The sequence below is a fragment of the Plantactinospora sp. WMMB782 genome (assembly GCF_049179135.1).
Lineage (GTDB): Bacteria > Actinomycetota > Actinomycetes > Mycobacteriales > Micromonosporaceae > Plantactinospora.
In genome coordinates this window covers 2,679,821-2,698,743 of record NZ_JBMHMC010000007.1, presented here as the reverse complement: position 1 = coordinate 2,698,743, position 18,923 = coordinate 2,679,821, and the positions used below count along the sequence as shown (strand labels likewise).

Sequence of the window (18,923 nt, the reverse complement as noted above, 5' to 3'; positions counted from 1 at the left end):
CCCGGAATGATCGGTGTGGTACTGGCCGCGGGGGCGGGTCGCCGGCTGCGGCCGTACACGGACACCCTGCCCAAGGCGCTCATTCCGGTCGACGGCGAGACCACGATCCTCGACATCGCGCTGCGCAACCTGGCCCGGGTCGGGCTGACCGACGTGACGGTGGTGGTCGGGTACGCCGCCGAGGCGGTCCGGGCCCGGCAGTCCGCCCTGCAGGACCGGTACGGCGTCACGCTCACCCTGGTACAGAACGACCGGGCCGAGGAGTGGAACAACGCGTACTCGCTCTGGCTGGCCCGGGAGCACCTCGCCCAGGACGCGCTGCTGGTCAACGGCGACACCGTGCACCCGGTCGACGTGGAGCAGACCCTGCTCGCCGCCCGTGGCCCCGGCATCCTGCTCGCGGTCGACACCGTGAAGAAGCTCGCCGAGGAGGAGATGAAGACCGTCTTCGACGACTCCGGCCAGCTCACCCGGATCAGCAAGCTGCTCGACCCGGCGCAGGCGTACGGCGAGTACATCGGGGCGACCCTGATCGAGGGCCGGATCGCCGGTGAGCTGGCCGACGCGCTGGAGGCGACCTGGCGGCGTGACCCGAACCTCTACTACGAGGACGGCTACCAGGAGTTCGCCCGGCGCGGCGGCGAGGTGCGGGCGGCACCGATCGGCGACCTGCCCTGGGTCGAGGTGGACAACCACGAGGACCTGGCCCGAGCCCGGGAGATCGCATGCCACTACTAGCCCGTACCGTCAACACCCCGCTGGTGATCGACGTGCGCCGCGGCGCGGTCGCGGACCTCGGCGGGCTGCTGGCCGACCGGCGGATCTCGGCCGGCGGCGAGGTGGCGGTGGTGGTCGGCCCCGGGCAGGGTGAGCGGATCGCCGAGCTGTGCCGGCCCGGCCTGGGCAACGCCGACGTCTTCACGGTGACCGGCGGCACCCTGGACGCCGCCCAGGAACTCGGCGACAAGCTGCGCCGACGCTCCTACGACGCGGTGGTCGGGATCGGCGGCGGCAAAACCATCGACACCGCCAAGTGGGCCGCGTCGCGCTACGGCATCCCGATGGTGTCCGTGGCGACCAGCCTGGCGCACGACGGGATCGCCTCGCCGACCGCCTCGCTCGACCACGACGGCGGCAAGGGCTCCTACGGGGTGCACATCCCGATCGCCATCGTGGTCGACCTCGACTTCGTGGAGAACGGCCCGGACCGGCAGACCCAGGCCGGGATCGGGGACGCGCTGAGCAACCTCAGCGCGGTCGCCGACTGGGAGCTGGCGCACCGGGTACGCGCGGAGCCGATCGACGGCCTCGCCGTCACGCTGGCCCGCTCCGGCGCCGAGGCGCTGGTCAACCACCCGGGGAAGATCACCGACGACGCCTTCCTGACCACCCTGGCCGAGGCGCTGATCCTGGGCGGGATCGCCTCGTCGATCTGCGGCTCGACCCGGCCGGTCAGCGGCGGCTGCCACGAGATCTCGCACGCGCTGGACCGGCTCAACCCCGGCACCGCCTCGCACGGCGAGCAGGTCGGGCTCGGCGCGCTCTTCTGCACCTACCTGCGCGGCGACCTGGAGCGGTTCGGCCAGCTCGCCTCCTGCCTGCACCGGCACGGCCTGCCGACCACCCCCGCCGAGCTGGGGCTCGGCGACGACGAGTTCGTGGCGGCCGTCGGGCACGCCCCGAGCACCCGGCCGGACCGCTACACGATCCTGGAACACCTCGACCTGCCTGCTGCGGCGATCGGTGAACGGCTGGCAAACTACGTCGATGCAATCCGTGAACATCTCGGCTGACCTGGTGCCCCCGCCGACCGCCGCCGACTTCTACCGGGTCAACCGGGGCGGCGGCCTGTTCAGCGAGGCGATCAGCCAGCGGATCGGCGCCGCCCTGGCCCTGGCGGCGCACCGGACGGGACTGCCGCCCACCGCGCTGACCATGGCCAACCTGGTGCTCGGGCTGGCCGTGTCGGTGACCGTGGTGACCCTGGCCGGGCCGGTCGCCGCCGGGGAGGTGCCGGCCTGGCTGGTCGGGCTGGCCGCGCTGCTCGGCTGGCAGTTGGCGTACGCCCTGGACTGCGCGGACGGTCAGCTCGCCCGGGTCACCGGTCAGGGCAGCCCGGCCGGCGCCCGGGTGGACGTACTCTGTGACGTGGCGGCCCAGATCGCCCTGGTCACCGCGCTGTCGGCGACGGCGGTGGCGCAGCGGCCGTCGGCACCGACCTGGCTGGTGGCGGCGTTCGCCGGCACCTGGATGGTCAACCTGGTGACCTCGGTGATGGCGGCCGGCCCGAACGCGGCCAGCATGGTCACCTCAACCTCGCTGCCGGTACGCCTGGTGAAGCTGATCCGCGACTACGGCGCGGTGATCTTCCTGGCCGGGCTGGTGCTGACGGTGGTGCCGGAGTGGACCACCTGGCTGATCGCCGCCTTCACTCTCGTCAACGGCGGCTTCCTGCTGGCCAGCATCGCCTTCTCGGCCCGCGCCTCACTGCGCTGAGGTGCAAGGAAGGGCACCCTCTTATCGTTTTCTGTTGTAGCGGGGACCCTTCCTTGCACATCACAGCTGGGCGTAGACGTCCAGGAGTTGCTTGGTGACCACGTCGGGGTGGAAGGTGCGCTCGTAGCGGGCGCGGGCCAGCGGGGCGACGGTGCCGGCGCCGTTGCGGGCGACCGGCAGCCCGGCGGCCAGCGCCGCCGGGTCGGCCGGGACCAGCCAGCCGGCGGGTCCGGCCGGGTCGTCGGCGCCGACCAGGTACGGGATGCCGCCGAGCGCGGTACCCAGCACCGGGCGGCCGGCGGCCAGCGCCTCGATCACCACCGTGGGCAGCACGTCGTGCCAGGTCGGCACGGCCAGCACCACGGCGGTGGCCCGGAGCGCGGCGGCCACCCCGGCCCGGTCCAGCGGGCCGAGGAACTCGACGTCGGCCCGCTCGGCGGCCGCCGCCTCGGCCAGTGGCCGCAGCTCGCCGTCCCCGGCGATGCGCAGCGGCCCGAGCGCACCGACCGGGTGCCGGCGCCAGGCGTCGAGCAGCAGCCCGACGCCCTTCTCCGGGGAGAGCCGGCCGAAGAAGAGGAAGCCGTCGCCGAGCGGCGGCGGCGGGCCGGGGTCCGGGATGGCGTTCGGCTTGACCACGATCCGGTCGTCCGGGATGCCGTAGTCGCGCAGGTGCGCGGCGATCCCGGAGGTGAGCGCGATGTAGCGGTCCACCGAGCGCCAGGTCGGCCGGTGTACGGCCAGGGTGGTCGCCATCAGCGCGCTCTGCGCCCGGGATCCCCGGTAGCAGCGGTGCACGATCGCCGGCACCCCGAGCGCCCGGCCCCGGCAGTCCTGGCAGATCCGGCCGTCCCGGAAGTAGAGCCCGGAGGAGCAGACCTGGCGGTAGTTGTGCACCGTCTGCACCACCGGCACGTTGTGTTTGTGCGCGGTCCGGACCACCCAGGGCGAGAGCAGCGGGTACGGGTTGTGCAGGTGCAACACGTCCGGCCGGTGTTCGACGATCAGCCGGCTCAGCTCCTGCTGCGCCTTTGGCGCGTAGATCGGGGAGATCGGCAGCAGCGCCTTGGCGGTCGGGGAGAACTCCGCGATCTCGTCGGAACTTCGCAGGAAGGGGCGGACGGTCACCCCGGCGGCCCGGAGCTGGACGATCTCCTGGTCGACGATGGTGTTCTCGCCGGACGGCTGCGCCTCGCGGTACCGGTTGTGCGCGACGATCACCTGCACGCCGGTCGCCCCTCCTCCATGATCGGGTCCTTCCCGTCCCGCGCGTCGGGCGCGTGGCCGGGATTGAACGCTACCGTTTATCCCGTGCCTGAGTTACCTGAGGTGGAGGCGCTCGCCGGCTACCTGCGCGAGCGGGCGGTCGGCCGGCGGGTCGACCGGATCGAGGTGGCGGCGATAAGCGCCCTGAAGACGTACGACCCGGCGCCGTCGGCGGCCGCCGGGCGGCAGGTCACGGCGGCGGGCCGGCACGGCAAGTTCCTGGACGTGACGCTGGCCGGCGACGGTGTGCCGGACGTGCACCTGGTGGTGCACCTGGCCCGGGCCGGCTGGCTGCACTACCGGGAGTCGTTCAACTCGGGCGTGCCGCTCAAGCCGGGCAAGGGCCCGATCGCCCTGCGGGTACGCCTCGACGACGGGTCCGGTTTCGACCTGACCGAGGCCGGTACCCAGAAGAAGCTCGCCGTCTACCTGGTGACCGATCCGGCGCTGGTGCCCGGGGTGTCCCGGCTCGGGCCGGACGCGCTCGCCGCCGACCTGCCGACCTTCGCCGAGCGGCTGCGCGCCCGACGGGGCCAGGTCAAGGGCGTGCTGACCGACCAGGAGGTGCTGGCCGGGATCGGCAACGCGTACTCGGACGAGATCCTGCACACCGCGAAGCTGTCGCCGTTCGCGCTCACCAACCGGCTCGGCGACGAGCAGCTGGCGGCGCTGCACGCGGCGACCCGGCAGGTGCTCGGGGATGCCGTCGAGCGCTCGCTCGGCCAGCGGGCGGCGGAGTTGAAGGGGGAGAAGCGGGCCGGGCTGCGGGTGCACGCCCGGACCGGGCTGCCCTGTCCGGTCTGTGCCGACACGATCCGCGAGGTGTCGTTCGCCGACTCCAGCCTCCAGTACTGTCCGAAATGTCAGACCGGCGGCAAGCCGCTCGCCGACCGCCGGCTCTCCCGGCTGGTCCGTTGATCTCCCGACTGGTCCATGGACGGCCCGACGGCCCCGCTGTTGATCGATCGGGTTCGCTGGTTGCGCGCTCGTGTTTGTATGTTGAGCGAAACTGCTTGTACGTTGAGTGATCCCGGCCCGCACTCCGGGTCGAAACCGCCCACCGGGCAAGAAACCGGCAACCGCCGGGCTCTACCGCCACCGTGCTCCGTCGGTATAGTGACCCCGGTCTGCGACTCCGCTGCGGGCGGTCCGGCTCTCGTTGCTGGCGAGGCGGGCGGCGTGCTGTCCCTCGGGTCGGCGTCACCGACGATCACGATTCGCCCCGCCGCGCCGGGAGACGGCGCCGACGGACCGAACTGGGATCGGGGCCGGCATGGGAGAGACTGAGACGGTGGGCGACCCGAGCCCCTTACGGCAGAGGGGCGGCACGTGTCACGCGGGAGGACGTGGGTGAGGTGACGACAAGCCTCCAACGCCCGGTAGGCAACGGCCAACCGAGTACTCTGCGTCACGTCGACAGCTTCGAGATCCAGCCACCGACCGCTTCGCAGCCGAACGGGGTTCCCCGCTCGGCGTGGGCGCGGGCGCGCCGGCGGGTCTCCCGCTGGCACCGGCCGTACATCGCGATCCTGCTGCTGCTCGACTTCGGCGCGGCGGTCCTGGCGAGCTGGCTCGCGATCCAGTCGTTCGACCAGGCGGCAGCCGGTTTCACCGACGCGGACAAGGACCCCACCTGGTTCCACACGGTGTCGTACCTGCTGCTGCCGCTCGGCTGGCTGATCGTGCTCTGGGCCAACGGCGCGTACGACCGCCGCTACCTCGGGCTCGGCACCGACGAGTTCAAGCGGGTCACCCGGGCCGGTGTCGCGGTCGCGGCCAGTGTCTCGTTCCTCGCCTTCGCCACCAAGACCGACCTGTCCCGGTGGACCGTCGGCACCGCGCTGCTCGGCACCCTGCTGCTGGTCCTGCTCGCCCGCTCCGCCGCCCGGCTGCTGCTGCACACGGTGCGCCGCCGGGCCGGGCAGGCCGCCCAGCGGATCGTGCTGGTCGGCACCCTGCCGGAGGCGCTGGAGGTCTACAAGGCGATCAGGCGGGTGCCCGCCGCCGGGCTGGTGCCGGTGGCGATCCACCTCACCGACGGTTACGCCGCCGCCCGGGGCATCGAGACGCCGATCCCGGTCTACGCCGGCCGGGACATCCTCTCGCTGGTCCGGGAGGTCGGCGGCGACACGATCGCGGTCTGCGGATCGGCCAGCACCGAGCCCGGCGAGCTACGCCGGCTGGCCTGGCAGTTGGAAGGGTCCGGCGTCGACCTGATCGTGGCGCCGCAGCTCACCGACATCGCCGGCCCTCGGGTGCACATCCGGCCGATCGAGGGCCTGCCGCTGCTGCACGTCGAGGAGCCGACCCTCTCCGGCCCGGCGCTGCTGGCCAAGAACCTGCTGGACCGGTTCGCCGCCGGGCTGGGACTGCTGCTGCTGGTCCCGCTCTTCGTGGCGATCGCGGTGGCGATCCGGATCTCCGACCCCGGGCCGGTCTTCTTCCGGCAGCCCCGGGTCGGGCACGAGGGCCGGACGTTCCGGGTCTGGAAGTTCCGGACCATGTACGTCGACGCCGAGCAGCGGTTGGCCAGCCTGGTCGACCAGAACGAGACCGACGGCATGCTGTTCAAGATCAAGGAGGATCCCCGGGTCTTCCCGGCCGGGCGGTTCCTCCGGGCCAGCTCGCTCGACGAGCTACCCCAGCTGATCAACGTGCTCCGGGGCGAGATGTCCCTGGTCGGCCCCCGCCCGCTCCCGGCCGACGACGGTGACTTCCTCGGCGACGTCCGGCGCCGACTGCTGGTCCGGCCCGGCATCACCGGGCTGTGGCAGGTCTCCGGCCGTTCCGACCTCTCCTGGGACGAGGCGGTCCGGCTCGACCTCTACTACGTCGACAACTGGTCGCTGGCGTACGACCTGAGCATCCTGTGGCGGACCGTCGGGGTGGTACTGGCCCGCAAGGGCGCGTACTGAGGCACCGGACGGCGCGCAGCCGAGCCGGCACTCGGGCTCCACGGTGCGCTGTCGCATCTTCCGGGCGACTGGCACGGCGCACGAACAGCGACCATTTCCGGGCGAACCGAACGGCGCACGGAGACCCGACCGTCGAGCATCCGGCCGATAAACTTCGGCCCAGCGACGACCGGGGGAGGCTACGTGGCGAGTCGGCCGTTGACCGAGCGGGAACGCTGGCACTACGTCGGTGCACTGCACGGACTCCTCGGCGCCAACCGCCTCGATCTCGCCGGCTTCGAGAAGCGGATCGCCGGCGTCTGGGCGGCGGCCACGGTCGCGGAGGCGGAGGCCGTGCTCCATGACCTCTCCGTCGCGCCACTGCGACTCGTGGTCAAGGGGCTTGACGGCAGCGTGACGCTTGACCGCGACGAGGTCGTACTCGCCTTCGACCGCAGGTGGACGTCCCAGCGGATCAAGCGGGTGCGCAGCCCTCGCCGGATCGGTCTGCCCGCCATCGCCGACGTGGAGTTCCGGCCCCGGAAGTACCTCCGGGTCCGGCTGGCCGGGGAGACAACGGATTACCGCCCCCGAGCGGTGGCGTTCGACGTGCACGCCCTCCAACTCGGGTACGGCAACGAGTCGGAGCAGGCCGCCCTGGTCGCCGAACTGACCGAGCGGATCCGGTCGGAGCCTCGGATACCGGATCCGCGGCTCCTGCCACCGCAGGCCCGGATGGCGGGACTGCCCCCACCGCCGCCGGGTGAGCTCTTCGTCCAGGTGGTCACCGCCACCATGACGGTCACGCTGGACGAGAACGGCGTACTACTCGAAGCCCGGCGGGGACCGCTGCGGGGCAGCCGGAGGTGGATCCCGCTCACCGCGATCGCGGCGGTCGAGTTCGTGCCGGACCCTCCGGGGCTCCGGATGGGACACCTCCGGTTCGTCCTGGCCGGGCTGCCAGCGGGATACCTGCCGCCGAAGCCGGGGCACGACCCCGACGCCTTCGAGTTCGTCACCGGCAGCGACGAGGACGGGCTGGCCGAGGAGCTCGCCACGCAGGTGGCGGCTCGGATCACCCGGCCCCGGGTGGTCGATCCGACGCTGCTGCCCGGCAACGCCCCGGCGCACTGGTCGGCGGTCCCCGTGTCGGGGTGGGGGGCACCGCCGATGCCGACCGCCGGGCAGATGGCGGGCGATCCATATCGGCACCCACCGGCACCGCATCTGGCCGGGTCGAAGCTTCCGGCCAGCTATCCACCGCCCCCGCTCGCTTTGCCGGTTCAGGGCAACCCGGCGGGGCCGTTCTGGGCCGGGGCCGATGTGCCGCACCAACTGAGGGAGTTGGCCCGGCTGCGCGCCGAAGGGCTGATCACCGACCAGGAGTACGAGGCGAAAAAACGGGAGATTCTGGATCGTTGGTGAGGCACGCCGACGGCCCGGGGCGTACCCGGACTGATCGGTGACTTGGCGAACGAGCGGTAAGCCGTCACGATCTCTGGGTGGGGATGCCCGACCTGTCCACGGCGGTGGCCGTGGTGGCGATGATCAGTGCGCTGGCGGCTGCCCTCTTCGCCGTCGTGCGGCTGCGCGCCCGGCGGGGCATCGCCACCGCCACCCAGCGGGCCACCTACGACGTGCTGCACACCGCCGGGCTGGCCGCCGAGCCACTGCGGGCCGGGCTCACCCCGGCCGGTGCGGCGAAGGCGGTACGCCATCTGCGTACCCTGGTCGGCTCCGCCGGACTCGCGCTGGCCGAGCCGGACCGGCTGCTCGCCATCGACGGGCGCGGCGGCCACCACGGCGAGCAACTGCTGGCCGCCGCCGCCGGTACCATCCGAACCCGCCGGTCGACGGTGCTCGGCGAGTCCGACCTGCGCTGCGACCGGGTCGACTGCCCGGTCCGGGGCGCCGTGATCGCCCCGTTGACCGGCCCCGACGGTCGGGCCGGGGCGGCGCTGGTGGCGATCGCCGACGACCAGCCGGCACCCGGCCTGGTGCAGGCCGCCCTGGAGACCGCACACTGGGCGGGCGCCCAGCTCGCGCTCGCCGAGCTCGACTCGTCCCGGGAACGGCTGGCCCGGGCCGAGGTACGCGCCCTGCGCGCCCAGATCAGCCCGCACTTCATCTACAACGCGCTGACCGCGATCGGCTCGTTCGTCCGGACCGACCCGGAGCGGGCCCGGGAGCTGATCCTGGAGTTCGCCGAGTTCACCCGCTACTCCTTCCGGGCGCACGGCGAGTTCACCACGCTCGCCGAGGAGCTGCGCTCGATCGACAGGTACCTGACGATCGAACGGGCCCGGTTCGGCGACCGGCTCCAGGTGAAGCTCCAGATCGCCCCGGAGGTGCTGCCGGTCAGCCTGCCGTTCCTCTGCCTGCAACCGCTTGTCGAGAACGCGGTCCGGCACGGGCTGTCCCGCAAGCCCGGGATGGGGATGCTCAGCATCGAGGCCCGGGACGCCGGTGCAGAGTGCCACATAACGGTCGAGGACGACGGAGTGGGAATGGATCCGGCGGTGCTGGCCGCCGGGATCGCCGACGCCGCCGCCGACCCGGCCGACGACTCCGGCCAGCACGTCGGACTCTCCAACGTGGACGAACGACTCCGGTCGGTCTTCGGGGACCAGTTCGGCCTGGTCGTCGAGACCGACCTCGGATCGGGTACGAAGGTGAGCATGCGGATACCGAAGTTCCACCGTCATGTCCGGGCGAGCGCGTGAGGGCTGCACCGTGACCGGTTTCCTGCGCGTGCTGGCCGTCGACGACGAGCCACCGGCGCTCGACGAGCTGGCATACCACCTGCGGGCCGATCCACGGGTCTCCCGGCTGCACACCGCCGGGGACGCCACCGAGGCGCTGCGGGTGCTCCGGGACGCCGACGTCGACGTGGTCTTCCTGGACATCCGGATGCCGGGGCTGGACGGCATGGAGCTGGCCCGGGTGCTCCGCCGGTTCGCCCGGCCGCCCGCGATCGTCTTCGTCACCGCGTACGACGACGGCGCCGTCGACGCCTTCGACCTCGGCGCCACCGACTACGTCCGCAAGCCGGTCCGGGCCGAACGACTCGCCGAGTCGCTGCGCCGGGTCGTCGGCTCCCGGGTGGTGCCCGCCCATCCGGCCGCACTGGCCCGGGCCGAACCCGACCCGACGATCCCGGTCGAACTGGCCGGCACCACCCGGATGCTGCCCCGCTCCGCCGTACGCTGGGTCGAGGCGCAGGGCGACTACGCCCGGCTGCACACCTCGGACGGGTCACACCTGGTCCGGGTGCCGCTGGCCACCCTCGCCGAACGCTGGGCAGACGCCGGATTCGTCCGGATCCACCGGTCGTACCTGGTGCAGCTCCGACTGATCGCCGAACTCCGGCTCGCCAACTCCGGGTACGTGGTGGTGATCGACGACTCCGAACTGCCGGTCAGCCGCCGGCACACCCGGGAACTGAAGGACAAGCTGGTCCGCGCCGCCAAGCAGGACTGGAACCGCTGACGAACTCGACGAGCACTGACGGACCCGGGCGAGCACTGACGAACTCCGGCGAACGCTGACGGACCCGGGCGAGCAGTGACGAACTCCGGCGAACGCTGACGGACCCGGGCGAGCACTGACGAACTCCGGCGAGCGCTGGCGGACCGGCGGCGTCGGTCGCGTACCGCCGGTCAGGGGTGCTGCCGGGGGTCGAGTTCGGCGGCCCGCGCGGTGAGGTGACGCCGCTCGGGCAGGCTGGCGGTGCGCCGGGCCGCCGCCCGGTAGCCGGCCGCCGCCCCGGCCCGGTCCCCGGAGAGTTCGGCCAGGTGGGCGCGGGTGGCGAGCAACCGGTGATGGGTCGCCATCCGCCTGTCGGCGGCGACGGTCTCCAACAGCTCCAGCCCGGCCGCCGGCCCGCGCACCATGGCGACCGCGACCGCCCGGTTCAGCGTCACCATCGGGTTCCCCGGGATGAGCTGTTCGAGCAGCTCGTAGAGGGCGAGGATCTGCGGCCAGTCGGTCCTGTCGACGTGCTCGGCCTCGTCGTGCACCGCCGCGATCGCCGCCTGCACCTGGTAGGGCCCGACCGGACCCCGGGGCAGCGTCTCGGTGATCAGCGCGACCCCCTCGGCGATCCGCTGCCGGTCCCAGCCTTCCCGGTCCTGCTCGGCCAGCGGCACTAGGCTGCCGTCCGGCCGGGTCCGGGCCGGCCGGCGGGCGTCGGTGAGCAGCATCAGCGCGAGCAGCCCGGCCACCTCGGGATCCTCCGGCAGCAGCCGGTGCAGCCAGCGGGTGAGCCGGATCGCCTCGTCGGAGAGTCGCGGCGCGGTCAGCTCCGGCCCGGTCGACGCGGTATAGCCCTCGTTGAAGACCAGGTAGAGCACGTGCAGCACCGCGTCCAGCCGCTCGGGCCGGTCCGGCCCGTGCGGCGGCTCGAACGGCAGGCCGCTGCTCCGGATGGTCTGCTTCGCCCGGCTGATCCGCTGCGCCATCGTCGCCTCCGGCACCAGGAAGGCGGCGGCGATCTGCCCGGTGTTCAGGCCGCCGACCGCGCGCAACGTCAACGCGATCCGGCTGGCCTGCGACAGCGCCGGATGACAGCAGAGGAAGAGCAGGGTCAGCGAGTCGTCCCGCTCGGTTTCCGGATCGGCGTCCGCCGGCCGGCCCAGCAGCTCGGCCTGCGGGGTCGCCGCGAACACCGCGTCCTCCCGCCGCCGCCGGGACGCCTCGCTGCGGAACTCGTCAAGCAACCGGTGTACTGCGACCGTCACCAGCCAGCCCCGGGGATTGTCCGGGATCCCCTCGGCCGGCCAGCGCAGGGCGGCCCGGAGCAGCGCCTCCTGGGTGGCGTCCTCGGCCGCGTCGAACTGGCCGTACCGGCGGACGAGCGCGCCGAGGACCTGCGGCGCCAACTCGCGCAGCAGCCCCTCCACGGTCCGGTCGACGCTCACCGGTGATCGACGTTCCGGTGCACGTCAGGCCAGGTCGGCGGCGGACTCGTGCAGGATCGGCCAGACCTCGACCGGTTCCTGGTCCGCCCAGGGCATGTCGGCGGCGATCTCGTACGCCCGCGCCTCGCTGTCGCAGTCCAGCAGGTAGAAGCTGGCGATGTACTCCTTGGTCTCCAGGTACGGCCCGTCGGTGACGGCCGGGGCGCCGCCCTCGCGCCGGACCAGCCGGGCCGCGGCGGCGTCGGCCAGCCCGTACCCGCCGAGCAGTTCCCCGGTCTCGTGGTAGCGCCTGTTGAACGCGTCCTGCTTGGCGATCTCCTCCGGCCACGACTCCGCCAGGATCGAGTCCCACTTCTCCTGGTTGCCGTAGATCAGCAGCAGGTACTTCATCTCGGATCCTCCGCTTCGCGTCGTCCCGGGTGCCCGGTCGGCACGCCGTCACCCTACGGACGGAGCCGGCGCCGCGTCCTCGACATCGCCGGCCGGCCACGAGCGGCGGTGCTGTTGCCGGGCGGTGCGACAATGCACTACTTCGCGAGATACGTGCTGCCGGACCCGCCGGCAGCCCGGCCGGGCGATGCCGACACCAGCGCTCCGGCCGGGCCACGCGGCGGGCTGGCATGCCACACGGGGGGATTTGACCGATGCTCGACGCCGAGACGACCCAGGTACTCGAACCTGTGCCGCCACCGCCACCGCCGTCACCGCCGAAGCGGCGTCGAGCCCGCGGCTACTGGCTGCTCGCCATCGGGCTGCTTGTCATGCTGCTGGCCGGTGCCACGCTCTACGCGATCGCGCCGCTGCGCACCCCGCTGCCGACGGCTGCCGTCACGCGTACCTTGCCGGAGGCGACGAGGATTCCCGGCAAGGCGCCGGTGGTGCCGTGGCCGCGGACCGGGCAGGCGGCGCTCTCGGTCGAAGGGGTCGGCTCGTTCGGCACCTCCGGCGGGAACGAGCCGGTGCCGATCGCCAGCGTGACAAAGGTGATGACCGCGTACGTCATCCTCACCGAGCACCCGCTCGACCGGGGCAAGCAGGGGCCGAAGCTGACGGTCAGCGCGGCACAGGCCGCCGCGTACCCGGCGGAGCTGGCCCGGGGCGAGTCGCTGGTGCCGGTTGTCGCGGGCGCGGTCTTCACCGAACGCCAGGCGCTGCAGGCGGTGCTGCTGCCGTCGGCCAACAACATGGCCCGGATCCTCGCCGCCTGGGACGCCGGCAGCGTCGAGGCGTTCGTCGAGAAGATGAACGACACCGCCGACGCGCTGGGCATGAAGGACACCCGCTACACCGATCCGTCCGGGCTCGACCCGGGCACCGTGAGCACCGCCGTCGACCAGGTGATCCTGGCCCGCAAGGCGATGGAACTGCCGGCGTTCGCGGAGATCGTCGCGCAGAAGAGGGCCACCCTGCCGGTCGCCGGCGAGGTGAAGAACTACAACTCGCTTGTCGGCCGGGACGGCGTGGTGGGGATCAAGACCGGTTCCACCGACGAGGCCGGCGGTTGTCTCGTCTTCGCCGCCGTCACCAGGGTCGGCGGCCGGAAGATCACCATCGTCGGTGCCGTGCTGGGGCAGCCCGGCGCGAACACCCCGGTGCAGCTCGACCGGGTCTTCAAGGCGACCCGCCCGCTGGTGCGGACCGCCGCCGCCGCGCTCATTGTGCATCCGATCGTCAAGGTCGGCGACCAGGTCGCCACCGTGCAGGGCCCGCTCGGCACCGGCACCACGATCCACGCCGGGAAGGAACTGTCCGTGGTCGGCTGGCCCGGCATGCGGGTACGGCTGGACGTCGACATCCCGGCCGTACCGGAGCTGCTTCCGGCGGAGACCGAACACGGCTCGATCACCGCGGTCGCCGGTCTCGGGGCGCCGGTGACCGGCACACTCCGCTCCGGGGCACGCCTCGAACCGCCGAGCGACTGGGACCGGATCCGGCAGCACCGCTGAGCTGGCTCGGGCCCGGTCGGGACACTCATTTCGTCCGGGCCGGGCCCGCCAGCGTCAACGGGTTGCGGTAGCGGGTTCAGGACTTGAGCTGGGTGAACCGGATGTTGTTGCCGAACGGGTCGCGCAGGCCGCAGTCGATCCCGTACGGCCGCTCGGTCGGCTCCTCGGTGAACTCGACACCCCTGCCGAGCAGCGTCTCGTACGTCTTCCGGCAGTCGTCCGTACTGAAGATCAACCAGCCGCCGGTCGCGCCCTTCGTCACCAGCTCCCGTACCTGCTGCGCCGTCTCCTCGGAGAGGGCGGGCGGCCCCGGCGTCGTCAGCAGGACCTGCCGTACCGGATCGCCGGGGACGTTCACTGTCAACCAGCGCATGAAGCCGAGATCGGCGTCGGTGTTGACCTCCAGGCCGAGCTTGCCGACGTAGAAGTCCAGGGCCTCGTCCTGGTCGAGGACGTAAATCTGCGAGTGCGTGATGGCGTTGAACATGCCCCTCACGCTACGGCTCGGCCGGGGGAGAAACTTATCCGAAACTGCTCAGTCTGCTGTGCCGTATCCGCAGCTCAGCGGCTGCCGGGAGGGTCAGGCGGTGGGCCGGGTCCAGGCCATCGTGAAACAGTTGGGCACGTTCGGGGGCGCTGCCGGGCGCTGCTTCCGGTACGCCCTCGGCGAGCTGCCGACGATCTCCCGGAAGGTACGGCTGAAGGTGCCGAGGCTGCCGAAGCCGACACCGAAGCAGATGTCGGTGACACTGCGGTCGGTCTCCCGGAGCAGGAACATCGCCCGCTCGACCCGGCGCCGCTGGAGATAGCGGTGCGGGGTCTCGCCGAACGTCGCCCGGAAGGTACGCGTGAAGTGCGCCTCCGAGACGTGCGCGATCCGGGCCAACGCCGGTACGTCCAGCGGCTGCGCGTACGCCCGGTCCATCGCGTCCCGGGCCCGGAGCATCCGGCGGTTGCTCTCCTCGGCGGCCCGACTCACACTTCCATCACACCACGGCTTCCCGTCGCTTCAGCCGTCAGCCTCGCGGGCAACCCGGCCGACCGGGCCGACCTGGGTGGCGGTCGCCCGTCCTCGAGGCGACGGTAGGCCCAGCCCTTCAACGGCCCCCTCGTGCTCGTCGCCGCTGGTTGCCGTCAGCGCTGCTGTCGGTGGAATCCGGCCTGGTGCGCCGCACCGGCTCGGCAACGTCCCGCCACAGCCCTCGCATCAAGGCGCGGTGTCGATTGTCCTGCCCGAATGACACGCTAATGGCACGACAGGGTCCGCTCGCCCTTACCTTAACGGTAGAGGACGGATTCGGAGTCGCTCATTGATCAGAACCACGAACGCACCCTTCGCCAGATCGTCCGCAACCTCGGGAAGGTTCGCAACGAGGATCGACGTCAAGGACGCCGCCGATCGATCGGAGCGCCGGAACAGGACCACGCTGGGCGTGCCCGCCCCGGACCGGGCCAGGATCTCGCCAAAGTCCGTGTCGGCGGAGAGCAGGATCCGTCCGTCACCGACCGCCCTGCCAAGCACCCGGTCGTCAGGCTCTCCGGCCAGACCACAGTCAACGACATGAGGCATCGTGCCCGGCCGCCACGAGGAGGGCAGCGACCCTGATCGACAGACACTCGTCGACCAGGAACCTCATGCGGACAACTTCAACGGCAGTTCTCGCTCGTCGACCGCCCGTGCGGCGAAGCGCAGAGCCGCTATGACGTCGTCCTTCGTCAAGGTGGGGTGCTCCTCGATCACCTCACTGACGCTGTAGCCCTGGCCCAGCAGCCCGATCACTGTCGCCACGGGGATGCGGGTTCCGGCGATACACGGCACGCCACCCATGATCCGATGGTCGATGGAGATCCTGTCGTTCATACACCCATGATGTTCTGTCCCCGGGGCCGCTCGCCAGTAACAGGCGCTCGACAGGCCCGCAGTGCGAGGATCGGCGGAGCCCGACGCCAGGCGCCTCCACCGACCGGATTCCGGATCCCGTCCGACCAGGGCAGGCGCACGGCTGCCTTGAAAATCGAAAATGACAAGGGTCCGGTCTCAGAGAATCGACTTTGCAGCTGGGCCCTTGTCGGTCAAGCGGTGACGGGAATCGAACCCGCACTGGCAGCTTGGGACTTGGACCGAGGCGGGTCGTGGCACGGCGTTTTGCCTGGTCGGTCCCGGGCGGCCTGCCTCGGCCTGGGTCTATCTCGGCTTATGGCCCGTGGATGACCCGGCCTCCTGCTCCTCCGGCGTCGGCCGAAGGCGGTCCCACTGCACGTCGAAGCAGACCAGACCGCGCTCGACCGCCATGCGCGCGGCCTCGACTGACACCTCCTCAGCCAGGCTGTACCGCATAGCAAAGTAGACGATCGGACCTGACGCGTTGTTGATCAGCGGTCCATCAGACCACGGGCTCACGTCATCCTCGTCCTCGGTCAAGTCGATCCAGCGATCGAGTAGGGCCTCGACGTAGGCGCGGACACGCGGGGTCGGCGGCACAGCCTCGTCCGCCCCGATGTACCTCCCGTAGAGCTGCACGAAGGCGGCAGCGCCCGCGACATCGTCGGTCGGCTGGTCGCCCTCCCAGACGGCAAGGTCATGAGTCATGCCGGCAGTGTGCCGGTTCCCGCCGACGCTTAAGCGACGCCGGGGGCTCCAGCGACCCCAGCGGCTCGGTGGCAAGCCAGTCCCGGGGTTGGACTGGCGCGGCGGCCGGGAGCCAAGACCACGACGGCGGCCAGCCCCGCCGGCTCCCGTAACGCCTCGCGTGGACGAGGTGGGGAGCTAGAGTCGCGAGCATGAGCGTCGAGATCGAGGCTGTCCGTGCCGCCGCCGACGAAATCGTGAAGGCGTTCGGCCGACTCCTTCCGCAGTTGTCTCGCTCTGCAAAGCCGCTCGACCTCACGGCCTTGGGCGAGCTGGTGGCGTGGGACGGGAACACTCTGCTCATAGCTCGCCGAGAGGGCGAGATCGTCGGCGCGCTAACCCTGATCATGTTTCCGATTCCCACCGGCAAGCGCGCATGGATTGAGGACGTAGTCGTCGATGAGTCGGCGCGGGGCTTGGGGGTCGGGGCGGCGCTGACCCAAGAGGCTGTCAGGCTGGCTTGGGAGGCGGGCGTTCGGACTGTTGATCTAACGTCCCGGCCGTCTCGGGAAGCGGCGAACCGGCTGTACGAACGGCTTGGCTTCCGGCTGCGGGACTCGCGGGTCTACCGCCTGGCTCACGACGAGTAGACCAGACGGCCGCAACAGAGAGCTGGTCCCCGGCGCGGTTGATGCCGGCGGCGGTCCTGCCGGCGCTGCGCGACCACCTGGCGGCGTTCGTCGACGACAACCCGAACGCGCTGGTCTTCACCGGGCCGAACGGGCGGCCGATCTGGCGGGGCAATCTGAACAAGCTGATCGGCTGGTCGGCGGCGGTCGGCAAGCTCGGCGTGCCGGGGCTGCACTTCCACGACCTGCGGCACACCGGGAACAGCCTCGCCGCCCGGACCGGCGCCAGCATCCGCGAACTGATGGCGCGGATGGGTCACGACTCGCCACAGGCAGCGATGATCTACCAGCACGCCACCGCCGAAGCCGACCGCGCCATCGCCCAGGCGGCCAACGTCGCGATGAAGGCCGAGCGGAAGAAGGCGGACAAGGCGGCGGCCGGCGAGGCGCCTGCGAAGTCGAAGGGCAAGGGCGGCAAGCCGAAGAAGAGCGACGCCTCGAAGAAGGGCGACGGGTCGAAGAAGGCGGGCAGGGGCAAGCGGCGCGGCGGCGACCCGGACGGCGGGATGGCCGGCGTGGTGGCCCGGCGGCGCTAATGGCCCGTGGATGGCCCGAAGCATGATCGCGGCCCGGAACACATCGAAGGCCCTGGCTGGGACTGACGTCCCGACCAGGGCCTTTCGCTTGGAGCGGGTGACGGGAATCGAACCCGCACTGTCAGCTTGGGAACTCGCTGGGGAGCCGATCCGGGCCAAGGTCAACGGGCCGCGCTCCTGGTCACGGTGCCCGTGGTTGACCGCCGTTCCACGTGGCTTCCCGGCGCTACGGGCACGTAGGGGGCACGGGCGCCGGCTGCGTACGTCTGAGCGAGCGGGATCAGCGACGTCCATGACATGCAGCAACAGATCATCAGGTCGCCCGGGCGAGCCTCGCACCTAACGAACGCACAGACCCTCCGTGTCGGCCCAGAACTTGAGGGCCGCTGCGTGCTCTGGTGGGATCTACCTCGCAGGATCCTTGCCGACCTGCCGCGAACGTGTCAGGCTAGCTAGGAGGAGTTTCGTCAGACAAAATGGGGCCGTGGCTAGGCACAAGTACTCGTGGGCACGGGCTGCGACCAAGCATGGCATCGCTCGATCTCGGTCACAGTACGTGATCGAGCACTGCGGTCAGCACTACACCTTGGCCGCTGAACCCCCAGACCGTCCCGAACGCCTGCTGTTCCTCGGTGACGACGAGGACGGCGTGGCCCTGGAAGTTATCGCCGTCGAACTGCTGGACGGCACACTAAGAGTGATCCACTCCATGAACATGCGACCCCAGTACAACCGGCCTTACAGGGAGGCGAAGCCATGGCGCGTATGACTACGAAGGTGACAAAGAGTAGCGCGACCCGCAGCAAGCCCGAGGAGACGAGGGTGCAGGGCCGAGCAGTTCGGGGTAAGCGAGCAACCAAGCCCGAGACGGATTCTCCGACGTCCCGGGACGCGCGCAAGGTCACCCGGACCGCCAGACGGCAGACCAAGAGCGGGGTCACCCTTACCCCGCAGGTAGAGGCCGACCTCACGGCCGAAGCGGAGGCAGGATACGACGTCAGCAAGCTCACTCCTCGACGGGTCGGCCGACCATCCCTCTCGAAAGAAGGCGGGGCCTCGCACAGACTCAGTGTGCGAGTCGATGACCAGACTTTCCAGATGATCCAGAAGGTGGCAGAGCTGACGAACCGCCGCCCGAGTGATCTCGTTCGAGAGGTGCTACAGGCCGCGTACCCCCGCAAATAGATTTGCCGTACTCGCCAGAGCGGACCAGGGGCAGGGCCACATCCGATGGGCAAGATGGGTCGGGCGCGAAGTGCCGACGGTCCGAAGGACAGCCAGCATCCTGGTCGGCCACACGTTGCACGCAGCATGTTCGCCGCCCTTGAAGAACCAAGGCCCTGGCTGGGACTGACGTCCTGACCAGGGCCTCTCGGTTGGAGCGGGTGACGGGAATCGAACCCGCACTGTCAGCTTGGGAAGTGTCGAAGGTAGGCCGCCTGACCAACTGGCGCCCTGGTCACGGCGATCATCTAGCGGCCCCGGACGGCCTCCGCTGTCCTGGCCCAATGGCACGTTAATGGCACGCCGTCGACATGAGCGCTTGGTCGACCTCACGCGCGAGGCGTGGAAGTCGATAGCCATCGGTGCTGGCGTCACTTTGCGGATACC

At 71.2% G+C, this 18,923-nt stretch carries 19 protein-coding genes and 1 pseudogene; 12 read left to right on the top strand and 8 right to left on the bottom strand.

All coding sequences use genetic code 11. The features are described 5' to 3' along the window. The first annotated feature begins 6 nt into the window (after positions 1-6). Genes ACN28A_RS14380 through ACN28A_RS14370 form a run of 3 tightly spaced genes read left to right on the top strand, consistent with a single transcriptional unit; the run spans position 7 to position 2,496 of the window. Positions 7-738, top strand: coding sequence for a sugar phosphate nucleotidyltransferase (locus tag ACN28A_RS14380; protein ID WP_421395680.1), 732 nt, complete (start codon positions 7-9; stop codon positions 736-738). Beyond that, positions 726-1,793 (top strand): iron-containing alcohol dehydrogenase family protein, encoded by a 1,068-nt coding sequence (locus ACN28A_RS14375; protein ID WP_421395679.1) that lies wholly within the window; start codon positions 726-728, stop codon positions 1,791-1,793. The genes ACN28A_RS14380 and ACN28A_RS14375 overlap by 13 nt, the downstream gene beginning before the upstream one ends. Further along, positions 1,768-2,496 (top strand): CDP-alcohol phosphatidyltransferase family protein, encoded by a 729-nt coding sequence (locus tag ACN28A_RS14370; RefSeq protein ID WP_421395677.1) that lies wholly within the window; start codon positions 1,768-1,770, stop codon positions 2,494-2,496. The genes ACN28A_RS14375 and ACN28A_RS14370 overlap by 26 nt, the downstream gene beginning before the upstream one ends. A gap of 60 nt (positions 2,497-2,556) precedes the next feature. Here the strand turns inward: ACN28A_RS14370 and ACN28A_RS14365 are convergent, their stop codons facing one another. Continuing rightward, complete coding sequence (locus ACN28A_RS14365; protein WP_421395675.1) at positions 2,557-3,720, bottom strand: glycosyltransferase family 4 protein; 1,164 nt, start codon at positions 3,718-3,720, stop codon at positions 2,557-2,559. An 84-nt stretch (positions 3,721-3,804) separates the two neighbouring features. Here ACN28A_RS14365 and ACN28A_RS14360 point away from each other — a divergent pair, with 84 nt between their 5' ends. The 5 genes from ACN28A_RS14360 (at position 3,805) to ACN28A_RS14340 (ending at position 10,142) form a co-directional block, all read left to right on the top strand. Then, positions 3,805-4,677: an Fpg/Nei family DNA glycosylase gene (locus tag ACN28A_RS14360; protein ID WP_421395674.1), complete on the top strand. Its 873-nt coding sequence runs from the start codon at positions 3,805-3,807 to the stop codon at positions 4,675-4,677. A 428-nt stretch (positions 4,678-5,105) separates the two neighbouring features. Continuing rightward, entirely contained in the window at positions 5,106-6,674 is a 1,569-nt protein-coding gene (locus tag ACN28A_RS14355; protein WP_421395672.1) for a sugar transferase, read from the top strand. Positions 6,675-6,857: 183 nt separating this feature from the next. After that, positions 6,858-8,078, top strand: coding sequence for a DUF4429 domain-containing protein (locus ACN28A_RS14350; protein ID WP_421395671.1), 1,221 nt, complete (start codon positions 6,858-6,860; stop codon positions 8,076-8,078). An 83-nt stretch (positions 8,079-8,161) separates the two neighbouring features. Next, positions 8,162-9,376, top strand: coding sequence for a sensor histidine kinase (locus ACN28A_RS14345; protein ID WP_421404376.1), 1,215 nt, complete (start codon positions 8,162-8,164; stop codon positions 9,374-9,376). A 10-nt stretch (positions 9,377-9,386) separates the two neighbouring features. Beyond that, positions 9,387-10,142 carry a LytR/AlgR family response regulator transcription factor gene (locus ACN28A_RS14340; RefSeq protein ID WP_278065258.1) on the top strand — a complete coding sequence of 252 codons (756 nt, stop codon included), beginning with the start codon at positions 9,387-9,389 and terminating at the stop codon, positions 10,140-10,142. Positions 10,143-10,312: 170 nt separating this feature from the next. Here the strand turns inward: ACN28A_RS14340 and ACN28A_RS14335 are convergent, their stop codons facing one another. Continuing rightward, positions 10,313-11,572 (bottom strand): RNA polymerase sigma factor, encoded by a 1,260-nt coding sequence (locus ACN28A_RS14335; RefSeq protein ID WP_421395669.1) that lies wholly within the window; start codon positions 11,570-11,572, stop codon positions 10,313-10,315. Positions 11,573-11,596: 24 nt separating this feature from the next. Further along, entirely contained in the window at positions 11,597-11,962 is a 366-nt protein-coding gene (locus ACN28A_RS14330) for a YciI family protein (protein WP_421395668.1), read from the bottom strand. Positions 11,963-12,216: 254 nt separating this feature from the next. Here ACN28A_RS14330 and ACN28A_RS14325 point away from each other — a divergent pair, with 254 nt between their 5' ends. Next, positions 12,217-13,518, top strand: coding sequence for a D-alanyl-D-alanine carboxypeptidase family protein (locus tag ACN28A_RS14325; RefSeq protein WP_421395666.1), 1,302 nt, complete (start codon positions 12,217-12,219; stop codon positions 13,516-13,518). 76 nt (positions 13,519-13,594) lie between these two features. Here the strand turns inward: ACN28A_RS14325 and ACN28A_RS14320 are convergent, their stop codons facing one another. The 5 genes from ACN28A_RS14320 to ACN28A_RS14300 form a co-directional block, all read right to left on the bottom strand. Beyond that, positions 13,595-14,005, bottom strand: a complete 411-nt coding sequence (locus ACN28A_RS14320) for a VOC family protein (protein ID WP_421395665.1) — start codon at positions 14,003-14,005, stop codon at positions 13,595-13,597. A gap of 93 nt (positions 14,006-14,098) precedes the next feature. Next, entirely contained in the window at positions 14,099-14,497 is a 399-nt protein-coding gene (locus ACN28A_RS14315) for a helix-turn-helix domain-containing protein (protein WP_421395663.1), read from the bottom strand. A gap of 294 nt (positions 14,498-14,791) precedes the next feature. Then, positions 14,792-15,088, bottom strand: a complete 297-nt coding sequence (locus tag ACN28A_RS14310) for a DUF5615 family PIN-like protein (protein WP_421395662.1) — start codon at positions 15,086-15,088, stop codon at positions 14,792-14,794. Positions 15,089-15,151: 63 nt separating this feature from the next. Then, a complete protein-coding gene (locus ACN28A_RS14305) occupies positions 15,152-15,379 on the bottom strand; it encodes a DUF433 domain-containing protein (RefSeq protein WP_421395660.1) in 228 nt (75 codons plus the stop codon). Between the two features lie 324 nt (positions 15,380-15,703). After that, a complete protein-coding gene (locus tag ACN28A_RS14300; protein WP_421395659.1) occupies positions 15,704-16,108 on the bottom strand; it encodes a hypothetical protein in 405 nt (134 codons plus the stop codon). Positions 16,109-16,287: 179 nt separating this feature from the next. On the opposite strand from ACN28A_RS14300, the pseudogene ACN28A_RS14295 reads away from it, so the two are divergent. The 3 genes and pseudogenes from ACN28A_RS14295 to ACN28A_RS14285 all read left to right on the top strand — a co-directional run. Beyond that, positions 16,288-16,737 (top strand): annotated as a pseudogene (locus ACN28A_RS14295) (GNAT family N-acetyltransferase); the annotation flags it as partial. 41 nt (positions 16,738-16,778) lie between these two features. Beyond that, the gene (locus tag ACN28A_RS14290) at positions 16,779-17,312 is read left to right on the top strand and encodes a tyrosine-type recombinase/integrase (RefSeq protein WP_421395658.1); all 534 of its coding nucleotides are present in this window, start codon (positions 16,779-16,781) and stop codon (positions 17,310-17,312) included. Positions 17,313-17,796: 484 nt separating this feature from the next. After that, positions 17,797-18,081: a hypothetical protein gene (locus ACN28A_RS14285; RefSeq protein WP_421395657.1), complete on the top strand. Its 285-nt coding sequence runs from the start codon at positions 17,797-17,799 to the stop codon at positions 18,079-18,081. Positions 18,082-18,923: the final 842 nt, after the last annotated feature.